This is a genomic window from Proteus sp. fly-1013, from assembly GCF_040140245.1.
Taxonomy (GTDB): domain Bacteria; phylum Pseudomonadota; class Gammaproteobacteria; order Enterobacterales; family Enterobacteriaceae; genus Proteus; species Proteus mirabilis_B.
This window is the reverse complement of the sequence record NZ_JBEEWD010000003.1, coordinates 232,677-254,082: the sequence shown is the minus strand read 5'-3', so window position 1 is coordinate 254,082 and position 21,406 is coordinate 232,677. Positions and strand designations below refer to the sequence as shown.

The following is a 21,406-nucleotide window of genomic DNA, read 5'->3' as shown; positions in this document are numbered from 1 at the left end:
CTTGTGCGTAAATCTGTGGTGGCACTAGGTATTGCTATGTTCCTATTGTCCGAGAATACATATAGCCAACCAACCAGTTTAAAGATTGGTAATTATATTATTCCTAGTGTCTTTGCCACTGCATTAGAAGAAGGTATGACCATTCCTGTGTATCTGCGTTATAACCTCTCTAATCAATCAGTTTTAGAGGAACAAAATCGTAATAAAATTGCAGATGCGCTGGTTGTACTTAAAGACCATCAAATTGTTATTAGCTCTATCACACCAACTTACGATAGTGACGATTCTCAAGTTGCTTCTATTAATGACAAAATTATTAGTTCACTTATATCACTGAAAGACGCACAAATTGGGCAACAAGGCAAAGTCACGCTTTCACCTGATGCAAGCCTAGTTTTTGATTTAAACTCCTTTATTATGACCTTGGATGTCAGCGAGGCGGGCCTTGCCACACAAGTTAAAGCCCGTTCAGAAATGCTTGGCGCATCTACTGTCAGAAATATATCAGCTGTCACAACCTATGATTTGGGTATTTATAATAATCAGCTAAAAAATCAAAAAGATAATACCAACAGCTATTTTTCTGTTGATAGTATTGTTAGCTTTGCCGAAAACCACTTAAACCTGAGTGCTACGGCTTATGGCTTAGGTACCGCAGAGCAGTCTTTTGACTTTTATCGTGCCATGTTTGAACGTGACTTTAATGGTCGTCGTTTTGCTTTTGGTCTATTAAATACATGGAACTTACAGTCGATTGCTTCCATGTCAGCACTCAATAGCAGTAAAGTTTACGGGATGACTTACGGTAACAACTCATCATCTAAAGTTAACCATTCACAGCTTTCACTCACCCCTATTACCGTTTTCTTACCGAGTGCTGGCGAAGTGCGTATTTATCGTGAAGGTAAATTATTAAGTATTCAAAGTTTTCCAATGGGAAGCTTTGAAGTTGATACCGCCCCCCTTCCCTTTGGTATTTATCAAGTTGAAGTTGAAGTGGTCATTGATGGTAAAGTCCACGCCAAACAAGCTCAAACCGTAAATAAAACCTTTAATATGCGTGGTGCCACACTTAATGAGTTTCGTTGGGAAATCTTCTCCGGCTATGTTGATTATAAAAAACGCATTAAAAATAGAGATAATGAATATAAAACCTCTAACTCAGATAACACTTGGCTTGTCGGTGGCGCAGGAACAGTTACTTTAGGGGTGTTCTCAGGATTAAATTTACAAGCCTCAACCTATGCATTTGATGATTTAGCCGTCCTTGAAACTAATGCTAATTTACAACTCAGTGAGAACCTATCAACCAGTTGGCAATCGCTTTTTGCTAATGATGGTAGTGATCGCAATATCATCACGGCATCTTATGCTTTACCTAAGGGCTTTGGTTCACTTTGGGTAAATAAAGAGAAAGGGAATATCAAAGATGACTTCCCGATGTATGACTCTGATAACTACTCTTTTGGTACTACCCTGAACTTAACGCAATTTTGGGAATATGCGGGATCATTTACCTACTCCTACACCAAAGATTTACGCGATAAAAACAAATCAAACAACTTTGAGTATTCCACCTCACTCTATAACGGGCGTTATGGCAGTATGAGTTTACGCACTGGTATCCAGCGTTATCACTATGACAATCAAAACAGTACCAACGAAAAATACGTCACACTGGATTTCTCACTGCCATTAGCCACATGGTTAAGTGCTGGGGTTTCTTCCAGTAATGGTAACGTGCGTGGTGAGCTCTCAGCATCGAAAAGCTTTGAAAATTCAGCCATTAGTAATGCAGGCTTATCTGTATCAACCCTTTTACATGATAAAGACGGTACTGACAGCGATTTCTCTGTTAGCGGTTACGGTATGTTCGATACCAAATACAGTACAGGTACGTTAAGTATGAGCCGCCCTAACAATGATCGTTTAAATACCACATTAACGGCGCGAGGTTCATTGGCTTATAGCGATATGAATTTCTCCGCCAGTGGTAAACAAGAAACATCAGGGGTAATTGTCAAAACAGGCATTGATGGTGAAGGGCAAATTGCCGCCAACGTCAATGGTCAGCGCTTTGTATTATCGGGCGGTAATAACTTTATTCCGCTTTCTCCTTACGGTACTTACAAAGTCGAATTACTGAATGATAAAAACAGTGAAGATAGCTTTGATATTGCTTCGGGTCGTGTGAAAAACGTGGTGCTTTATCCGGGTAACGTTGCAGTGCATCAGCCTGAGTTAAAACAGATGGTCACCGTATTTGGTCGAATGAAATCGCCCGATGGCACGCTGTTAGCCAGTGCTCAGGTACGTAACCATATCGGGCGAACTCAAACCGATATCCAAGGGCAATTTGCGATGGATGTTGATAAACGTTATCCAGTGATTTCATTACAACAAGATGATAAACAAATTTGCGAAGCTGAATTAGACCTTTCATCTGCACGCGGTGTGTTATGGGTAGGTGATGTGATTTGTGATCCGCAGACTACGTTGGCGAGTCGAGATTAAAAGGAATAATAATGATGAAGTCTTCTTTTCTGACACTGTGCTTTTTAACTACAGCTGCAATAAATTTATTTTCAATACCAAGTTATGCAGGTCAAACTGATTATATTTTTATCGAAAATAATATTGATAATGAATATTTTATTGCACCACCAACAATAGATAAACCCCGCTTTTCAGGTGCTAATACCCTGACTAAATACTCATCAGATCAAAAAAGTTTAGGTTATTTAGGCCCGACCTCAGATAAAACAGCAGGAAGCTTACAATATGTTGATATTTGGTTAGAAAACTCGCCTATTGATTCTCCTTTTATTGGTAATCGTTGTATGAGGGATAGTGGTTGCCCTAACGACTTCACACTTCATGCTGAGCGGATCAAAAATAATGGTGCATATAAAATACCTCTTCTTAAAAATAATGCTGGTGATTCGTATTACATGCGGGGCGTATTATCTATGTCAGCATACCAATACTTTAAAAAACTCTCGATAGGAACAACAACAGAATTAAACTATAACGCTTGTTCTACTAAAGTAAATTATGATGTTAATACTCAAACCTGTTTGTCCAGTGGCGGTAAACATTCAATAAAAAATGATCTCATTGATTTAACTAAAGTGGGTCATTTAACCTTAAAATCTACCAATGCTTTACAAGAAATCTTTGTTGATAGTAATGGTAATGCTGTATTAGGGTTAGGTTCCCAGTTTTGTGAAAATACAGTAGTAAATAAACAACAGGGTATTATGTGCGCTCTTGTTGCTTATAACTTTGAAGGCAGCTTTAAAGGATATAATATTGATATTGAACTAAAACTTAATCCTATTTTGGGTAACCTAAATTCTACAGTTAATAAAGCGCTTATGATCGGCGATGGTAATAACTATTGGGAAGTTGGCAAGAGTGGTGCGGATATGGAGAAAATTATTCATAATGGAAATGGCGAAGTTTTTCTCTTTATGGGACAAGCTTTTTTAAAAGATATTATCTCTAGAAAAATCGATTTATCAAAAAGCCAAGAACTATTTACTTTTCTTATTAACAATAAAAGATTATCACAATCTGGCTATTATGAATTTACTCCTTCTAATACAATTATTATAAAACCCCGTGATTATGGTATTAGTATTATCTCTAAAGAACTGGTGAACAATCCTCATAGAGAAGGGAAAGTCGGCGATAAAGAGCCACCACTAACCTTTGACTATATCGTTACCACCAGTGCATTTCGCCAAGCCAATAAAATTACTGCCGCCGTTGAAGGGCCTCAAACCACAATTCGTGGACAATCTTATTGCTTATTTAGCTCTAAAGATAAAAAAATCAATGTACCTTTTTCAGCCTATTTAACGTATACCGATGAAGGTGGCTCAAAAGTAAAAACCCGTACTGCTTGCGATAATGTGCCTATCTCCATTAAAGAGGCATTATGGACACAAACTACATGGCCTTATCCTTATCAATTAGAGGGTTACTTCTATCGTACTGATTTACAGCTGACATTCCCAATGAATGAAGGTACTTCCCTTTTCTCAATGGAAGGGGAGGACTGGATTGGAGTGGTAGAAGCCAGCGGTTATGTCAATGTGTTTGCTGAATGGTCTGGCACAGATATTCACTAAAAATCAGGCTGCTCAATCCACGGGTATAAATTTAGTATTTATACCCGTTTTATTATTCATAACACATGATGATTTTTGTATTGATGATATTATAGACTTTATTATTATCATTATGAAAACAAGCTAACTAAAGAGATAGAATGAAAAGAATATTAAAATTCATCAGTACATTAGCACTTTCAACACTGACATTTTCAGCTCATGCTCTTTATGTCGGTTCTGAAGTTTTTACCCTTGAATCTAATAAAACCTTTTTCTCTCGCACTTATCTTAATAATACAGACAGAACCAATCTCTATAAAATTCATGTTTATAAAATCGAAAAACCGGGAGGAAAAGAAAAAGATGAAAAACAACTTCCCATAGATGATGGTGAAATACTTTATACGCCTTTGCAAAAAGTGTTATTACCAAATGAACATGAGTTTTTTAAATTATTTTATAAAGGTGCTAAAGACGATAAAGAGCGCTATTACCGTATTATTATTGAAGAAACTCCAGTTAACTTAGTACCTTATCAGGAAGACAGTAAACAGCCTTTGGTTGTTCCTACCGTTGGATTAAATACTGTCATGGTGATCCGCCCTCGCGAAATGAAATTCGCTTATGATCATAATAATATTGCCGGCACCATCAAAAATACAGGTAATACTTATTTCCGTTTACTGTTAAATGATCAGTGCGATTCTGATGAAGAAAACGCCAAAATATTACAACTGTTACCCGGTGAAAGTTACCAACATCCTTGGCTAAAGAAAGAGCATAAACAATTTATTGTTGCTTTTGACCGTTATATTGGGTTAGAGAATAACTGCGCGACAAACTAACCTAAATGCTGATTAAAAATAAAAAGGTAGCCTAATCAGCTACCTTTTTATTATAAAATAAGTAATCCTACCTAATTAATAACCTTTCCTATTATTTCCTCTCATTTGAAAGAAAATGTAACTTTGTTAAATATATAATTTTTATAAATACATAATTAATTAAATTAATTTATATTCTGTCATATTTATCATTTTCAATTTTTTATTATTAATCATAAAAAGACACAATAATAAATATAATTAATTGATAATAAACAGTTTTACATTTTTAACGATAAAGCTATTTTTATTACATTTTATTCCTATTTTTTTTCGATGTTTTAAATAAACTATTTTTTAAATTTATTGGGTAGTTTTTCTAATGAATTATCTTTTTTAGATAGTCATGATTTAATTTAAATCCTCATGAAAAAGACTTTCTAGCCGATATTACTCTTAACATCGATTGACCCTATAGGAATACATAATGAAAAAATATCACGTCTTACTTAGCTTATTAATGACAGTTTTTACGGCAACAGCAGCCTTTGCTAATACCTCATCAATACAAACAGTCGCAAGTTGGCAAGCAACCGCAGTAAAAAAACCACAGAGTGAATTAGGTGTAACCCCTTTAAATGCCCTACATTTTGAAGTAACAGAAAATAACCATTTTAATGAGCAAAACGGCACATTCGATATCACCGTTAAAGATATTGAGGGCGCGACAGACTTTAAATTAACATCAAAAGTGATCAGTAACGAGCTTAGAAATTCTGCTGATAACTCTGTATTAACAGTGAAAACAGACTGGAACGGTAAAACACTATCAAGTCACCAAGAAACCGTTATCCTTGATAATCAAAAAGGAATAAATAAAGGGCTGGTGGTTGAAACTAAAGCGACAGAAAAAAGTGAGCTAAAAAACCTTCAAAGCGCGTTTCTCTTTAATGTAATAAATGGAACACAACCAACAGCATCCTTACCCGAAGGTTTATGGGAAGGTGCATTACGTATTGAATTTACCAGTAAATGGTCAGGTGACTTTGTGACTTTAGCGGCAAGATAATTCAAATACTGTGACTTAAAAGAAAACCGCGAAAGAGCGCCAGTATGGCGCTTCTTTGTTATTTAATTGCGTGTAAATCAAACCTTCGGTTTATAGCTATCTTTATCGAGATCATGTTTTTTCATTCGTAAATACAGCTTCTTACGTGGTATACCCAAGTAATCCGCCACATCACTAACCCGACCTGCAAATAAATATAACGCATCTTCAATTAACCTACGCTCATATTCATCAACTAAATTATCTAAAGGGCCTTCTGGTGGGATAATGGCTCGGTGTTGTTCACTATCCACCATTTTTACAATGCCTACCGCATATAATTCAGCAACATTTCGTAGCTCACGAATATTACCCGGCCAATCGTAACGCTTTAAAATATCAAGATAATTACGATCAATTTTCGGTACTGCAATGCCAAGCCGCTGTGCGCTTTGCCGTAAAAAAGCTCTAAATAGCGGAATAATATCAGGGCGTCTTGCACTTAATGGAGGCAATGAAAAAGTAATTTGTGAAAAATAGTAATAGAATTCAGGGATTAACCGTCCTTCTGTTACTAATTGCTGTGTATTATTTTCTAAAATCGCAATCGTTCTAAAATGGCGCTTTCCTTGGCGTTCCATATCTAACAGATAAGAGCTTAACCAGCGTTGTGCTTCTGATGATAAATCATAAGGAGAACGCAAAATCAGCGTTCCTACTTCATCTGCTTCAATTTGAGCTATAACCTGTTTAATATCAGATAAATTCTGACAATCCACAGTTTGGATCGCTTTATCGCTATGCGGACTTAATTCATGCAATAGTTGAGCTAGAAGATGACGCCCTGTTCCCATCTCGCCTTCAATCATTAAGTCTTTGTCGATATCGGCAATTTGTTGCACTTGCTCTCTGATTGCGGTGATTTGCGCACTATCTCCGACTAGTCGCTCTTGAGTGGTGCTTATCACGGCATTTCTAAGAGAAAGAATAGATTGACGCTCTTTATGTGCTTTTGCCACTAGTTCTAAGAAAATAGGTGGATTAATCGGTTTTTCAATAAAATCATAAGCGCCTTTTTTTACCGCTTCTACTGCTAACGGTATATCTCCATGTCCTGTGATCATGATAACCGGAATGCGAGCATCAATTTGTTTAATGCGCTCTAAAACTTCCATGCCATTCATTGCTGGCATATAGATATCAAGAACAACAGCACCCTGCCATTCTGGTGTTAAAAGGCTTAATGCTTTTTCTGGTGAGTCGGTTACTCTGGCAACCATTCCCGCAAGATTGAGTAAATGGCGATAAGATTCAAGAATATCTTCATCGTCATCAATTAATAAAACGTCGATATCAGGCATGTGTGACTGTGTCATCTGTAAACTCCAAAACAACCATGGCGCCACCATTTAATGTAGATGCCAAGTAAATTTCATAACCAAACCGTTGCATAATTGAACGGCAAATGGATAACCCTAACCCAAGCCCCACATCTTTTGTGGTTGTAAATGGGGTAAATAGTTTTGGTAAAACGGCTGAATTAAACCCTTTTCCACTGTCGGCGATCCCCACTAATTTTCGTTTAGGATCAACAGATAAAAGATCAATCGTGATCTGACTTTCACCAACACCTGCAATCGCATCCATCGCATTAACAAATAAATTAACCAAAACTTGCTCAATTTGTGTCGGGTCTGCACAAATGGTTAATTCATCAGGAATATTATTCGTAATGATGCACTGCTCTCGCTTAGAACGAGACTCCACCAGCACCATTGCGCTATCTACCAACTCTTTTAATGGTGCCGAAACAAAGCTAATTTCAGACGAAGATTTACGCGAGAAATTACGTAATGCTGTAATAATTCGATTCATTCGTGCGCACAGTTTTTCAATACGTTCGATAGAATCAGGTAATTGATCGTATTTTCCCATCTGTATAGTCAGCTTTGCACTGTACAGATAAGTGTTGATTGCAGAAAGTGGCTGATTAAGTTCATGCGCAAGACTGGTCATCGCCTGCCCGACAACCGCCATTTTAGCCGCTTGTACTAACTCTTCTTGTGTTTGAATTAGGTGTTTTTGTGCTTGTTCACGGCGCAACATCTCTTTATTTAATTGCTGATTTTTATCCTGCAAATCTTGTGTTTTTAATGCCACTAACCGTTGAAGCTCTAATCGGCTTAACTCTTGGCGCGTAATATCTGTGATAGTCACAATATATTTATGCTCATCTTTATGCGGATATTCACGAATATTAAATTGTAAGAAATGAGGCTCACCTACTTTTACCATGCGAATAGTGCATTCACTTTGCCCTAAGCGATAAAGCTGACTGCTTGAGCTAAATTGCGCTTTAAGCATTGTGCTCGCCTCACCACTAAACAGTAACCAAAGTGGTTTATTACTTTGCTCTTTTCCTGTTCCTAATAACGTTGCCGCACTTGGATTGACGGTTTCCATTCTGCCATCGTGGTGGCAGGTAATTAAACTGGCATCGGTATTATTGATAAGATTTAACGCATTGCTGGCTTCAACTTCTTTCATTTGACGCCAAAATCGGCGAAGCCGCCGACTTAATAGACCAATTTCATCTTGCCCTTCAATCAGTACAGGCTCCGTTAAATTACCTTTGGCAACATGCGCTAAGTCATCACTGAGTTTATTCAATCTTGCGATAAGTCTTCTATCAATCAAGATTTTCATCACAATAATACTCAGCAATAGTGATGCAATAATAATCACAACAATAACGATTTTCCCCGTTGCCATTAGTTTACGAGTATTATCATTAAGCTTGTTTAGCGCTTCGCTTGTAGCAAAAACATTGCCTCTTACCGCATTATCAAACTGAGATAACTTTTCATTTAATTCAGGGGTTAATGCTTTAAGCTTTTTTTCGTTTTCTACATCATCAATCAGTGTTTGATAGATATCACCATCATAACGGGTGATAGCGATAATCTCTTGTAATACCTGACGATGAGCAATGGTTGACGGGTAGCTTTTTAGCTTCTGATTTAAAGCGATAATTTCATCAATTTTAACGCTGATATAGTGGAAAGCGACATCAATATCACGGCTATAACGTTGATGCGCGATTTCCTCAACTAAACTGATTAACTCATTTTCTGTGGTGAATAACTCTTGTAACAACGTCGATTCTAATAACAGTTGTAAGCTATTTTCCTGTACGTTTTTTTCATTGAGCATTTGGCTGACATGCCACTCAATTTCATTAAGTAGCGGCTTAATATCTTCACCAACGGCGTCATGCATCCACGCTAATTGCCCTAATAATTGAGCAAGACGATTCTCTAATTCACGCCGCTTATCCAGTAGCACATCTTGTTGATTAATGAGTTCTGAAAGCTCATCGACAAGTTGAGTATAAAAATCACGTTGTGGTTTTTGCTCGATAGGAAACTCACGCAGATTATCTAATAACTGATGAATTTCCTGCTGTTGTTGCTCTGAAACTGATTTTCTTTGTGTCTGCTCTCGCTCTTTTAATAGCATTTGTAAATTGGTGCTATAACGTTCCATGTTGTAGCTGATGGTTAGCATTGGTAGAGATTCACCCACTGACGCATTAATTTGTGTCGCCAGTTTTCCCCACATAAAAAAGATAACCACACCAATCAATAAGGTGAGTAAAGAACTAAAGATAAACGCCATATACAGGCGTCTACCTAGTTTGCCAAATTGTTTAGGCACTAATAACTTCATCCGTAATACCTTTCATAAAAACAGCGCTTCCTGCTGTATATTTGAACCACAAGGCGGTTAGGGTGATTTTGTCTCTTTCAATAAAACCAATGCTTGTTCAAGCCTTTCAGCTTCTAATGTACGCCATTGATACAACACAGCTAACGCTTGATCAGAGTACTCTCGCTGATCGGCTTCTTTCATAAATAAGGCTTGTAATGTCGGTGAATTAGCCTCTTTTTCGCTAATTAGCACCGAACTTGCTATTTTTCGAGCTTTACTGATCGCAGAAATGCGTTCTGGCGTTTTGTTTTCTTGTCTTTCTGCTTCGTGGATATCATTCCAAACTTGGCGCATTAAAGGGAAATTATGGGTGATCATTTGATCAAATAACACATTAACCACTTCACTACGACGATAAGCTTCATTGCTGTTTAAAATAAATTCCGTGTTATTAGCAAGTTCATCGTTATTACGTAAGATCTCTTTACTTAATGGGATCTTTGCCATATCGCTTTTATAGATGATCTCTTGTCCTTCATCCGATAAAAGAAAGGCGATAAATTTGGCTGCTGTGTCTCTTTTACTGCTTTCTGCCACAATGGCGACATAAGCCGGTAAAATAATCGACTTATCAAAATAGCTAAACTCGACAAAATCAAAGCGTTTTTGATGGTTAAAAGCATAGTTATCAATAATTGGCCCTGCGCCAACAATACCTCTGGCGATGGCATCACTAACACGTGAACTACGTGCCGAAATGGAAGAAAGATTACCACTGGTTTCGAGTAAGATCTGCCATCCGCGCTCCCAGCCATACTCTTGTAGCACATTTTCCACCATCAATTGCATCGTGCCAGAGTTTGCCGGCGTCGTCATGGTTAAGTGCCCTTGATAAATCGGATCACTTAAATCAACCCAACTTTTCGGTGCCGGAATACCGAGTTTTTGTAGGTATTGCGTATTACTCATAATGCCGATGCCAGAATAGCCCACCGTGGTTATCTTATCGTTTAAGATATCACTATGACGTGTTAACCATTTTGGCGTTTCATACTTGACGGGTAATCGCGCCAGTAGCCCTTCTCTATCTAGATGATGGAAAAAGTTAGCCGATGACGACATCACAATATCAACAGGCTGAGTGGGATATTGTTTCATCATCCGTGTCGCAATCGCGACACGACGATAAACCACTTGCACCTTAGTATCTGGATAACGTGCACTAAAGGCCTCTGTAAGAGGTCGCATTGGTGTATCTGAAAGTGTCGTCAGTATAACAAGTGGCTGCTCATCACTACGCACTGGTGTGATAAACAGCCAACTAAACAATAAACAGACGAGGCTTAGTGTTATTTTTATTCTCATGACATACCCCTGGTTTTGTTTTGAATAAACATAAAAATGTGTCGAACTTCAAACTTCTGATATTTAGCAATATTTATTATTTTGAGCTAATGAGTCCTTAATGACTCATTTACAACAATGATACGACGATATCTTCACTCATTTTTAAACCAACGCCTAATAGCGATGTTACAAATTTGACTCACCGATTCAGCAGAATGTGTCATCGATGACTCAAATTCCCTCTTTTGCACCAAGATGACCTAAATGAATAGCATCAGCTCTGAAAACCAAAATCAGCTTCAGACATGAATAATATTCGGAGTCATCTCTATGCTAAGTTTCTTTAAAACCAGAAAGGATCTGCCGCTAATAGAAGCGTCAAGTGAAAAGATCCGCGCAATATATAAAAAGCACCAATGGCAGGTCTTCTTTGGTCTTGTTCTTGGTTATGCCATGTTCTATGTGGTTCGTATGGCACTCGGTGTGGTGAAAAAACCTATGCTGGATGCAGGTATCGTAACCACCGCTGAACTCGGTTTAATGGGTTCTGCGTTCTTCTTTACCTACGCATTTGGTAAGTTCTCTAACGGCTTCTTGTCAGATTATGCCAACATTGGACGCTTTATGTCCATCTCGTTAATTGCTTCTTCCTTTGTTTGTATCTTCATGGGAATGTCAACGGCGAGCCTGTTCTTTATCCTGTTATGGGGTATTAACGGTTGGTTCCAATCTGTTGGTTCAGCGCCTTCTTGTGTCTCCATCTTCCAGTGGTTCTCACCAAAACAGCGCGGTACGGTTTATTCCATCTGGGGTGGCTCGCGTAATATCGGTGAAGCAATTACGTGGATCTTGACTGCAACCATAGTGAGCTTCTTCGGCTGGCGTGCAGGTTTTATCGGTGCAGGTATCGCAGGTATTGCCGCGGGAATCATCTTACTGATGATCTTAAAAGACCGTCCTCGTACTTATGGCTTACCTGATCCAGCAACTGCGTATGGCGAAGAGTCAGAAGCGGTTAAATCAAGTGATCCTAAAGAAACTCGTCGCGCTCAGTTATTCGTATTAAAACAACCAACAGTGTGGATCATCGCAGCAGCATGTGCGGCTATGTATATCTCTCGCTACGCAATCAGTTCATGGGCAGTGCTTTACCTACAAGGTTCAAAAGGGTACTCGCTGATTGATGCAGGTTTCGCAATGTCAACTTACCCAATCGCTGGTTTCTTCGGCGCAATCTTGGCGGGTATGGCTTCTGACAAACTGTTTAACGCTAACCGTCATATTCCAACACTGATTTATGGTATCGCCAACATCGCTGGTTTTGCACTGATGTTCTGGGGTCCACAAAGCCGTGTTATGGATGCAGTTGCATTAAGTATGGTTGGTTTTGCAATGGGTGGTCTGGTTGTGTTCTTAGCTGGCTTAACCGCTTGTGACCTGATGCCGAAAAACGCAGTAGGTGCAGTAAAAGGCTTTATCGGACTGTTCGCTTACATTGCAGCATCCGCTCAAGAACTGATTTCAGCATCACTGATTAAAGTAACTCAAGTGGGTGATATCACTAATTACGACTTCACCACAGTACAGTATTTCTGGATAGGTTCTGCCATCGTTTCCATGATTTTAGCGACGCTAGTCTGGAATGCGAAAAAAGTTACCATGGATTAATGAATTAATTAAGTTGTCATCAAGGGATACCGTTGGGTATCCCTCTTTAAAAAGAGAATGTCATTATGCGTAAGACAAAAATTGTTGCGACTCTTGGCCCAGCTAGCTGTTCAGAACAGATGATTGAAAAGCTGATTATGGCTGGTGCTAACGTATTTCGTTTAAACTTTTCACATGGTACTCGCGAACAGCATCAGGCCACTGCCGCAACTATCCGTCAGGTCGCAGAAAAACATCGTGTATTTATTGGGATCTTAGCAGACCTGCAAGGTCCGAAAATTCGTATCGCTAACTTTAAAAATGATTCAGTTCAATTAAAACAAGGCGATAGCTTTATTCTAAATGCAGATTTAGACAGCACATTAGGCGACGAGCAACAAGTTGGTTTGGACTACCCACAACTTGTTCAAGAAGTCACACCAGGGAATATTCTGTTACTTGACGATGGCAATATTCAATTACAAGTCAGCGCCGTCAATAATAATAAAATAGAGACTGTCGTTACTGTTGGTGGAAAATTATCTAACCGTAAAGGCATTAACTTACTCGGTGGTGGTTTATCGGCACCGGCATTAACAGACAAAGATAAACAAGACATACACACAGCAGCCGCTATTCAAGCAGATTACATTGCCGTTTCATTCCCTCGTAATGGTGCGGATATTGAATATGCCCGTGGTTTAGTGATTGCCGCAGGAAGTCACGCCAAAATCGTTGCTAAAGTTGAACGTGCAGAAGTAGTTTCTTGTGAAGAAAACATGGACGACATCATTAAAGCATCTGATGTCATTATGGTGGCACGAGGCGATTTAGCGGTAGAAATTGGTGATGCCAGCTTACCGGGCGCACAAAAACAACTGATTGCACGTTGTCGCGCATTAGGTTGTCCTGTGATCACGGCAACCCAAATGATGGAATCAATGATTGAAAGCCCAATGCCAACCCGTGCAGAAGTTATGGATATTGCGAATGCAGTTGGTGATGGAACAGATGCCGTTATGTTGTCAGCTGAAACAGCAGCAGGGAAATATCCAGTGGAAGCCGTTAGTGCAATGGCTCGTGTAGCTGAAGGTGCAGAGCGCTCTTTTGCCGCTAATGCTGAAAATCCTTGGCAATCACCGTCTTACTATTCACAAACGGGTCGTTGGATTGCGCTAGCCGCTGCCACAACCGCTTTCCATGACGACAAGCATTTAAGCGTTGCCGCATTAACAGAAAATGGCAAATCAGTGACCTTATTGTCACGCTTTATGCCAAACAACAACGTATATGCATTAACAGATAATCCTGCACTTGCTGGTCAATTGACTGTATTACGTGGTGTAACGCCTGTGGCTTATCAACGTCAAAACAACAATGACTGCGATGAAAGCATCATGCAAAAACTGCAAGCAGAGGGATTATTAACAGACATGAATTCACTCTTAATTACCCGTTTATCAACCTTTGAAAAAACGGGTGAAAGCGATTGTTGTCATCTTGTTCCTGTAAAACAAGTTGAAGCAGCAACGGCTTGAGTGTCTTCCATCAAGGGGCTTATGAGAGAGGCAACCTGAAGTAAATAACAAGAAAAAGAGCACACCAAATCATTTTAGCCACAAGGATTGTGGCTATTTTTCTTTTTATTCATCGCAAGGATAGGCATCTTGTAATGCGGCAATATAAACTAACTCTATTGATGTATCTTTATATTTTTGCTTAGCAATAGGATATTTATCAAGATAAGCATCAATATGCTTTACCATAAAATCGCCATTTTGTATGACTTTTTTGGGTGGACAATAAAGTGGCTTAAAATCATTACCTTCATTATGCAATCTTACTGATACTGCATAAAAATTAAATCCATTCGCAATACCGTTTAGATACGCTTGTGTCACCGATTCTAGTTGTTTATTAGAAGGATGGTCTAAGGCTAATAATCGTTTTACCTCAAGATAACCGCTTAATGTTACTGCCTGTGAATAAAGTGGGAATAGCAATAGCATTCCTATTAACCCTTTTAATAACATTCCTTTTTTCATGCTAATTTTCTCTTTAGTTCAATAGATATTGATTTCATTCTAGTCGTTTTATTGTTCTAAGAATATGTGCAACGAATATATACATTGAAGATCTTTTCGAAGATCTGATTGTACAAATCAGACTCATCAAATTGTGATCACAAACGCATTTAGGATGGTTTCTAAACTAATTAGACGTTTTATACTTTACAAAGTAAATAAAACGGTGCATAACTATCAAACACAGACGATTTTATATAAAAAAAACATATTTTAGTTTTGTTTCTAAACAAATGGAGTAGTAACGTGACACCGAACGTACCCAATACATTACGGCAAATGAATGCCTCGCTTGTATTAAATGTCATTCGTCATCAAGGTCCTTTGTCACGGGCTCAGATAGCCAAAATTAGCGGGATTACAAAAGCGACGGTGTCTGAAATTATTAACGATCTCCTTGAAGAAAAAATCGTTTATGAAAGCGGAGTCAGTTCGCCAGCAGGACAAGGCAGAAAAGGTATTTTAGTTAACTTCGATCCTCAACACAGTTTAGGTGTCAGCATTGACTTAGGTGGAACAAAAATCGCTTATGCGGTTTTTAACTTAGATGCCGAATTGTTGTATGAATATCAAGAGCCTACCTTTGATACTGACGATCGTGAGTACTTTATTACGCAATTTGCACAAAGTATTGAAAATGTGATCGAAAAAAGCGGCGTAGACCGTCAAAAGATCAATGTTATCGGTGTCGCCACACCAGGGATCATCGATATCAAAAATGGTGTTGTACTAGAAGGCTCCCCTAACTTACCTCAATGGGATAATTTACCTCTAGCACAACAGCTTACAGAAAAACTCAATGTACCCGTTGTACTCGAAAATGATATTCGTGCAGCACTTGTGGGTGAAATGTGGAAAGGCCGTTGCCGTCATACGCACAGTTGTGCATTGATTGGGATCGGCACAGGATTAGGCTCCGCCTTGCTGATGGATGGAAAAGTTATCCGCGGTGCAAACAATGCGGCTGGTGAAATCGGCTATATGATGTTTGCTCGTGACCATCTCTTTCGTAATTGGCGTAACAAAGGATGCTTTGAAAGTTTCTGCTCTGGCTCAGGTTTAAGTGAGCGAATGGCAAACTTGCGAGGAGAAAATCTTAGTGCCATTGAGATTATTCAAGCCTCACAACAAGGCGATCCGCTTGCTCAATCCTTAGTTGAGGAAATGGCTGATTATCTTGCTATCGGCATTATGAATTTAGTCGCCATTGCAAATCTGGAAAAAGTGGTATTAACAGGCGGGATCACACGCTCTGCTGACACCTTTTTACCGCGTGTTCAGGCAAATCTAGATAGACATTTATTTGCTAACACCAAAGTGAATATCGAGCTTTCTGAATTATGGGAAAAAGGCCCGCTTTATGGCATTGCTATTCTCGCCTTAGCCACGGTTTACCCATCAATTCAATTTATGCCCGAGATCCAATTGAGATAACCCTAATAAAAAAAATCTTTAAACGAGATGGGAGCGACTCATGGCAGGAATACATCTTCACCCACATGATATTTTAGACGAAGGCATGCCCGCTATTCTTCAACGCCTTGACGGTATGAAGCATGTTGAGCATTTATTTGTCGAAATTAATACTATATTTGAACGTAACCCTTACCCTATTGGCGATCTGCCCCATAACCCTATTCATAATGTGGTTATGGGAACAGGTACACTACATATCAATACTCATACTGATTTTCCTCGTCTGGGCCAACGAGTCGATCCCACCATTTTATCGGGTGCTGATCCGCTAATGACGATAAAAAAAGCCACCGACGGTGGAAAATATAAAGTCATTCCATGGGCAAATATTCTGAATGGCGATTTTATTGGTGATGTAGAAAACAATCAGGTTGTCGATTTTAAAGGTCGTCCACAAGAACACTGGCTCTGCCCTAATGCCCCTGATGTTGCTCAATTATGGCAAAAGACATTCACAGCATTAAAACAAAACTACGGTTATGACACTTTTTTAATTGACCGCATTCGTTTCCCTGATTGGGCGGGTAAAGAAGTCAATCCAGCAGGATTATTTACCTGTTTTTGCCCCCACTGTGAAAAGAAAATGGTGCAACAAGGCTTACCCGTTAATGAAATCAAGCATCGCCTTGCAGCTTTAGCGGATTCATTAAAACAAGGGGATTTCGAAGCACCTGTTACTGCACTAAAAGAAGAACCTCTGTTAAAAGCATGGCAGCTATTTCGCCAACAGAGTGTGACTCAATTAGTTGAAAAATTGCTGTCTGATGCCAAACAAACGGCGGGTGGAATTACGTTATGGCTCGATTTGTGGCCACCGGCTTACAGTTGGATTTTGGGTCAGAACTATCATGAATTAACACGTTATTCATCAACACTTAAACATTTCCCTTATCACAAATTAGGGGGCGGTGCGGATGTTCAAGGATTAATTAATCATTTTGCTCATGATAGTGAAAGCCAAGAGCGTGCATTTACTGCGTTTAAACGCTTATTTGAATTACCTTATGATATTTCATATGAAACCTTTAAACAGCAAGGTTTCCCTATTCACTTTGTTGCTGAACAAAATAATAAAGTTCGCCAGCTTTCACAGCCAAATACCTTTATTTATAGCGGTATTCAAATGTGGAATTTACCTGCCGCTCAATTAATTGAAGCCGTTATTGCCGCAGAAGAAAGTGCTTGTGATGACTTACTTTATTATTGCTATGGATGGGCGACTCAAGAATTATTTGATGCGATTGGTGAACACAATGCACCTAATAACGCTTATAACAACAATAACAACAACACAATTAAAGAATAATACACCGCGGAAAATCAGGATCAAATTATGGCTAAACAACAAAAATGGAAAGTCTTTTTCCTTCTGTTTGTCACGATGTTTTTACTCGGTGGCATTCAAAATACAAAAGGACTTATTCTCGAACAAGTTCAACATGATATTTCATTAAATATGAGCCAAGTGGGCTCATTAATTACCTTTTTCCAAATCGGCTTTTTAGTCGCCAGTTTATTAACGGGCTATTTTACCGATAAGAAAGGGTTAAAAGTCATGATGTTTATTGGCTCATTAATGATGGCTGTTGGTTTAACAGGAACCAGCCTTGCTTTCAACGTGATGCTATTTTTTGGCTTTTATCTGGTTATTGGTTTAGGGATTGGCTCAATGCTTGTCTCTATCGTGACCGTTATTCCAACTTTCTATAAAGAGAAAGCAGGAATGATGTTTAATGTCTCTAACGCTATGTTTGGTGTAGGGATGATTGTTACGCCACTTATTTTACAATATCTATTCTCACACTCTATTTCATGGCGTACCTTTTATGTTGGTGTTGCCGTTATTGTTGCTGTGATTATTTTAGTATTAAGTACGCTAAAAATAGAAAGTAGCGCACAAGTCGATATGAAATTCAGTGACTTTTTAGAGTTACTGACACAAAAATCACTGTTGCTAGTTATTTTATTTATCACTTTATATGTGGCAGCTGAAGCCGCATTCTTAAACTTCTTCCCTATTTTCTATACCTCTATGGATATTGGGAATATGAGTAATGCGCAAAAAGCAGAGACAGCCGCTTATGTTATTTCTAGTTTCGCATTCTTATTTACTATCGGTCGCTTTATTGGTGGCTTTATTAACCTTGCACTGGGTGATCGCAAAACATTGATTTTATTTTCACTGTTCTCGCTTATCGCCATTATTGTTAGCCGTATCTTTGTGCAAGATGTTGTTTATCTCTTTATGGTATTTGGTTTTGCATTATCTGTGCTATTTCCAACAGCCGCAGCGGTTGCCACAAAATTAACCAGTAAAAGTGGCTCGGTGATGGGACTTATTTATGTGGCTTCAGGATTGGGCGGTGCGTTAGCGGGTTCATTAATCGGTCAGGTTTCAGAAAGCTATAATGTTTCTGTCGGCTTTAACCTCATTATCGTATTCGTCGCCCTCTTCTTTATCATTTCTCTGTTTATTAGAGAACAAAAACAATAACAACGACGTATTATGCCTCTGAAATTTTCCCCCTCTCTATGAGGGGGTTTTTATTTCTATCACCCTATCTTCTCAATCTATATTCTCTTTTATTCTGTTGATTTTTTCGCCATCGCCCTAATAATAGTATTTATATTCACTGTTAAAATAGGAGAATATGATGGCAAGTGGATGGGCTAATGATAGTGCTGTTCAAGAGCAAATAGATGCCACCATTGATGATGCAATTGCAAGAGCTCGCAATCAAATGGCACAAGGTGAAAGTGCAGAGTTTTGTGATGAATGTGGTGAGCCAATCTCTCTGGCTCGGCAAAAAGCCGTTCCAGGTGTACGCTATTGTTTAAATTGCCAAGAAGCGTTCGATAAAAAGAATAATACGTTTAGTGGGTATAATCGTCGTGGTAGTAAAGATAGCCAACTCAGATAATCTGCAACTTTTATCCGATAAAACAAAAACTGTACCTTAATATGAGTTTCCTCTATTAAAGTACAGTTTGTTTTATTTAATCAGACAATGATTTGATTAGATTTTCGCAGCCTTTTTTGAGCTCATATTTTGACTCATATCGGTTAAAATCTTCATAAAATTATCAATATGCGCACGTTCAGTATTTGGGTTCATAAATACGGCTTTTTCACCCGGAAGATAAACATAACGGTTATTTTTCGCATATTTAGAGCAGGCAATAGAATCCACCCAGTTAGTAAATAACCCTTCTCTACCACGCTGTAAGAAAAGTTTTCTATGCCATTGTGTATTATGAACCATAAAGTCATACGCTTCTTTGTCAGTAGAACATGTCAGTTCTAAATCAAACGCAACGTTAGGATCTTTGACTAAATTAGGATCATACAGTTTAAAACCAACACTTGGACCTTGGTTTTGAGGAACGATAACTTTTGCGTTACCCATCTCTAATAGTTGATGGCGCATATAATTCGCATTTTGCAGGCAGTGAGCAATAATGGTTTGATAACCCTCAATTCCCATATAATGCATTGCAGAGTAAGCACCAAAAATACCCACACCACTACGTGTACATTCAATAGTAGATTGTAAGTGAGTCTGCCCTTCTAACTCATGCTCAAAATAGGTGAAGTTTTCAGGATCGTTTTCAAGTGCAACGAAGTCATTTCCGTTTTTCACCAGCACTAAACTTGAGGTGTAAGGAACGTAGCCCCACTTATGGAAGTCGATAGTGATAGAATCGGCATATTTCAGATGTTTGAATTTCTCTACGTTCTGACGTAAACCTTCTAAAGTGACATCATTAATTGCCAGCGGGTTACTGCTAAAGTCATATTCTAAGAAGAAAATGATCGGCCAACCAACAGCGGCATCAACGTGTACGTGAGGCTTAACAGGGATCTCGAACTCTTCACATAAACGGTCACGTAACTCACAAACACCTTTCACATCATCCACACCAAAGGTATCTGTTGTTCCGGTAGTTAACATGATCGTTGGCACTTTACACTTAACGGTAAAGCACGCTCTTAATTCACGCTCTAAGTGCTCTAAATTAATGGTGTTATCTTCAGACACTTTAATACGGATGGTTTTGTTATCAACATCAACACCTAGCAGCGCAAGGTTAGTCATGTTTGAGTAGTGACCACCTTGAGAGTTGATGATGCGATAATCTTGATCTGCTGCCATACCTAAGTGTTTAGAATTAGGCATAGATTTGCGTAAACCAAATAGATAACCATATAAATTACACATGGTGCCACCTTGAGTGAACACACCAGATGCAACTTCAGGATCGTAACCAACCAATTTAGCGACTTTTTTAATCGTCACTTTTTCTAACGCATCAGCGACACCTGAATATTCACAATACACCATGTTAGGGTTGCCCATTAACCCTAAGATTGAACCATAAACACCCGGATCACTTGGCATTGCAATAACGTTTTCAACAGCTAATGGGTTTTCCCAGTTTTTACACAGTGTCGAAACTAACATCAGTAATTCATTAGGATCGTTTTCTGGGTAATTAATATTTTGTTGGATTTGCGTATCCGCCATTAAACGATCGAATAGCTGTTGCCCATTTGAGTAACGTTGTAATTGGTCATTATCGTTAGTTGTTGTTTTTCTAAACTGTGTAATCGATTGGATTGTTTTATCCTGAAATATCGGCCAATACTTCGGATCTCGGCTGAAAAAGTGAGCAATAACGTCGTGGTATTTCTTCTCAAATTCCGCATTCAGAATGTTAGCAGAAGATAGACCTAATAAATCTTGATTTTTCACTATATTCTCCAAATAGAAACCGACAAAAATTTAAATTGATTGCATAGCAATACTATACATTTTCTAATTAAATTAGTTAGTGCTTCATGCGATCACATGGGTTCTGTTGGCGACCACATAAAACAAAATATTTTATTTAATATCAATACAATAGAAATCTTCGGAAAGTTAAATTTACAGATGTTATTATTTCATTTATATGCTTATGTGACTGACATCACAGTGAAAATAAGGCTATAAACAAAAATAATCACCTGCAATACTATTAACTATTTGAAATATAATCAAAATATAATAATCACATGCTAACCAACTGATATTACTGAATTCTTAATTTAATTAATTGAATTAATCTGTTATTTCCACAATTGGTACAGCAAAAATTACATTTAATTTA

General features: G+C 38.4%; 15 protein-coding genes. 10 read left to right on the top strand and 5 right to left on the bottom strand.

Annotated features, from left to right (window positions below):
* The first annotated feature begins 3 nt into the window (after positions 1-3).
* From ABN236_RS07780 to ABN236_RS07765, 4 genes are all read left to right on the top strand, one after another.
* The gene (locus ABN236_RS07780) at positions 4-2,514 is read left to right on the top strand and encodes a CS1-pili formation C-terminal domain-containing protein (protein ID WP_349473713.1); all 2,511 of its coding nucleotides are present in this window, start codon (positions 4-6) and stop codon (positions 2,512-2,514) included.
* A gap of 11 nt (positions 2,515-2,525) precedes the next feature.
* Positions 2,526-4,136 (top strand): fimbrial adhesin EcpD family protein, encoded by a 1,611-nt coding sequence (locus ABN236_RS07775; RefSeq protein WP_349473712.1) that lies wholly within the window; start codon positions 2,526-2,528, stop codon positions 4,134-4,136.
* Between the two features lie 140 nt (positions 4,137-4,276).
* Positions 4,277-4,963, top strand: coding sequence for a fimbrial biogenesis chaperone (locus ABN236_RS07770; RefSeq protein ID WP_349473711.1), 687 nt, complete (start codon positions 4,277-4,279; stop codon positions 4,961-4,963).
* A 466-nt stretch (positions 4,964-5,429) separates the two neighbouring features.
* The gene (locus tag ABN236_RS07765) at positions 5,430-6,011 is read left to right on the top strand and encodes a common pilus major fimbrillin subunit EcpA (protein WP_349473710.1); all 582 of its coding nucleotides are present in this window, start codon (positions 5,430-5,432) and stop codon (positions 6,009-6,011) included.
* A gap of 77 nt (positions 6,012-6,088) precedes the next feature.
* Here the strand turns inward: ABN236_RS07765 and ABN236_RS07760 are convergent, their stop codons facing one another.
* Genes ABN236_RS07760 through ABN236_RS07750 form a run of 3 tightly spaced genes read right to left on the bottom strand, consistent with a single transcriptional unit; the run spans position 6,089 to position 11,066 of the window.
* Complete coding sequence (locus ABN236_RS07760; RefSeq protein ID WP_349473709.1) at positions 6,089-7,366, bottom strand: sigma-54-dependent transcriptional regulator; 1,278 nt, start codon at positions 7,364-7,366, stop codon at positions 6,089-6,091.
* The gene (locus ABN236_RS07755; RefSeq protein WP_349473708.1) at positions 7,344-9,719 is read right to left on the bottom strand and encodes an ATP-binding protein; all 2,376 of its coding nucleotides are present in this window, start codon (positions 9,717-9,719) and stop codon (positions 7,344-7,346) included. The genes ABN236_RS07760 and ABN236_RS07755 overlap by 23 nt, the downstream gene beginning before the upstream one ends.
* Before the next feature lie 57 nt (positions 9,720-9,776).
* Positions 9,777-11,066, bottom strand: a complete 1,290-nt coding sequence (locus ABN236_RS07750; protein WP_270755311.1) for an ABC transporter substrate-binding protein — start codon at positions 11,064-11,066, stop codon at positions 9,777-9,779.
* Positions 11,067-11,378: 312 nt separating this feature from the next.
* Between ABN236_RS07750 and ABN236_RS07745 the strand changes: the two genes are divergently transcribed.
* Positions 11,379-12,716 (top strand): MFS transporter, encoded by a 1,338-nt coding sequence (locus ABN236_RS07745; RefSeq protein ID WP_088494583.1) that lies wholly within the window; start codon positions 11,379-11,381, stop codon positions 12,714-12,716.
* A 65-nt stretch (positions 12,717-12,781) separates the two neighbouring features.
* Complete coding sequence (pyk, locus tag ABN236_RS07740) at positions 12,782-14,233, top strand: pyruvate kinase (protein WP_088494582.1); 1,452 nt, start codon at positions 12,782-12,784, stop codon at positions 14,231-14,233.
* Positions 14,234-14,338: 105 nt separating this feature from the next.
* Here pyk and ABN236_RS07735 read toward each other — a convergent pair whose 3' ends face one another.
* Positions 14,339-14,740 (bottom strand): Rap1a family protein, encoded by a 402-nt coding sequence (locus tag ABN236_RS07735; RefSeq protein ID WP_166540073.1) that lies wholly within the window; start codon positions 14,738-14,740, stop codon positions 14,339-14,341.
* A gap of 285 nt (positions 14,741-15,025) precedes the next feature.
* Between ABN236_RS07735 and ABN236_RS07730 the strand changes: the two genes are divergently transcribed.
* The 4 genes from ABN236_RS07730 (at position 15,026) to ABN236_RS07715 (ending at position 19,176) form a co-directional block, all read left to right on the top strand.
* Positions 15,026-16,213 (top strand): ROK family transcriptional regulator, encoded by a 1,188-nt coding sequence (locus tag ABN236_RS07730; RefSeq protein WP_228766703.1) that lies wholly within the window; start codon positions 15,026-15,028, stop codon positions 16,211-16,213.
* Between the two features lie 40 nt (positions 16,214-16,253).
* On the top strand, positions 16,254-17,561 hold the full coding sequence (locus ABN236_RS07725; protein ID WP_349473707.1) for a hypothetical protein: 1,308 nt from the start codon (positions 16,254-16,256) through the stop codon (positions 17,559-17,561).
* Between the two features lie 27 nt (positions 17,562-17,588).
* Entirely contained in the window at positions 17,589-18,749 is a 1,161-nt protein-coding gene (locus ABN236_RS07720) for an MFS transporter (protein ID WP_099660231.1), read from the top strand.
* Between the two features lie 160 nt (positions 18,750-18,909).
* Positions 18,910-19,176, top strand: coding sequence for a DksA/TraR family C4-type zinc finger protein (locus tag ABN236_RS07715; protein ID WP_088494578.1), 267 nt, complete (start codon positions 18,910-18,912; stop codon positions 19,174-19,176).
* A gap of 96 nt (positions 19,177-19,272) precedes the next feature.
* On the opposite strand, the gene ABN236_RS07710 is transcribed toward ABN236_RS07715, so the two are convergent.
* Complete coding sequence (locus tag ABN236_RS07710; RefSeq protein WP_349473706.1) at positions 19,273-21,009, bottom strand: pyridoxal phosphate-dependent decarboxylase family protein; 1,737 nt, start codon at positions 21,007-21,009, stop codon at positions 19,273-19,275.
* Positions 21,010-21,406 lie beyond the last annotated feature (397 nt).